Source organism: bacterium (assembly GCA_040755795.1).
GTDB lineage: Bacteria > UBA9089 > CG2-30-40-21 > CG2-30-40-21 > SBAY01 > JBFLXS01.
The window spans coordinates 1-1,885 of record JBFLXS010000602.1 but is presented as its reverse complement, the minus strand read 5'-3'; the positions used below and the strand labels follow the sequence as shown (position 1 = coordinate 1,885).

General features: G+C 38.4%; 1 protein-coding gene. It reads right to left on the bottom strand.

Annotated features, from left to right (window positions below; genetic code table 11):
• Positions 1–893 precede the first annotated feature (893 nt).
• A complete protein-coding gene (locus AB1414_20110; protein MEW6609718.1) occupies positions 894–1,442 on the bottom strand; it encodes a PEP-CTERM sorting domain-containing protein in 549 nt (182 codons plus the stop codon).
• Positions 1,443–1,885 lie beyond the last annotated feature (443 nt).

Here is a 1,885-nt window from a genome sequence, read left to right as displayed (position 1 = left end):
AGGGGATATTGTGTGCTTTTAAGGGAAGGGATGGTTTTACTTTCCTCTCGCTACTACAAAAAATAAATAATTACAACAACTTACATACATTTTCAGGGGAAACCGTCATGCCCCTGCGGGGCACAAATGACGATGAAAAATAATAGCACGCTGATGACGCTGATGATGCGGATATTCGCGGATAGAAGATAGAAGACAGAAAGAAGAGAAAAAAAATCAGCGAAAATCCGTTAAATCCGTGTCATCCGTGTTCTATTCTTACAGCTATTTTCCGGACAAAGTATGGGTGAAGTAACAGAAATTAAACTTATGTTAACGGCGTTCATTCAAAAACTGAATGCTGACCGCTGATGGTTGAACACTTACATATTTTCATTTATCGGCATTATCCTATGTAAACTTTAATATTATTTTATCTGTCTAAAGTATTTACATAACAAAAAAAGAACACTTCCCATATTGTCTCTTGCTATCGTTTTTTAATCTTCTATTAGATAGAAGCGCTACACAAATATGAAAAGTGTTCTTTTAATTACCGTTTTCTCTTCGTGCTCTGGCACACATAATTTGATTAATCGTTTACAGGACACATATTAATTACTCACGAAAGGATGACCTGATTAAGCAATATAATCCTTGCCCTCTCCACTTCTCGTATGCTTGCTGTCCTTGACCTCTTTATTACCTCCAATTCCTTCCCTCTCTTCCTTCGTTAACTTAATCATTCCTCGCTTTTCGCTTGCCTCGCCATATAATACCTCCTTCTAAAGGCTATATTATTATTATTTCGGTATTATACAGCAAAACTTTGTATTGTTATATCTCCTCACAGCACGCTATACTAACTCGATGGAAAGTTGGCTCATAGCTTTTCCTTTCTCCTTTAAACTTTTCTATGACTTCTTCTCTCTCATGGATAACTTTTTCCTTCCATATCCAACCAAACCTATTAGTCCACAGCCCAGAAGATACATGGTTGAAGGTTCCGGAACTGGGCTTCTCCCAACACCCGACAACTTGAATCTACAGTCGTTATAGTCCGGTTCGGCAGGTCCACCCCAGGGATGGTCCCACGCAACAGTAAACGGGTCCTGGTCTATGAAGTCTTCAAACTCCATAAATGCCTCGTTCGCTGCCAGACCTGGTGCATCAAAATCAATCTGAGCATGGTATCTGCTATCAGGATTACGGTCGGCAGGCCCTAAAAAGAAAGTAGGGGTTATGTTCAATGGAATGTCGTGAACATAAAGCTTGAATACCAATTCAGTCCCCGCGGCAAAAACACCTAAGTTTACTACTAAACCCTCGTCGGCGTTGGAACCGATATATGTTCCATTAGGACCTGGTAGTATCGTCCCTCGTGTGCATAACCACAATTCATCCGTGAAGGCAGCACATCTGGTTCCAATCGTAACTACAACCGCATCACCTGTTGCATACACCTGTGCTCCTATTATAGGTATAGCCTAAGCTTGTTTAATTCCTAAACTAACCATAATCATCATCGCACCAATTATGGTTAAAGCATATTTTTTTGATTTAAAGAGATTCATTAGTTTATCCTCCTTGTTGGTTCATTACTCTCTTTCTTCCTTCTATAATTTTCCCAAGATTAAAAAAATCTTGATAGTTTTCCCTCTTTTTAAATTCTTAATAATTTAAGTCGTGTAACTCTATTTATAGATTTCCCTATTTTAAATAATACCACAATATAATTAATTTGTCAAGTATTTTTTTAAATCTTTTTCTGTGAGTTGCCGAGAGCGTTGCGTAGAACTTAAGGCTATATTTACGGTGCGTGGCATTGTGTTACCTCATTTCTTGCCATCTTTTTGTTTCTCTTGACATTTTGGAGTCCCAAAAGATAACCCAGAGGGTCATTAAC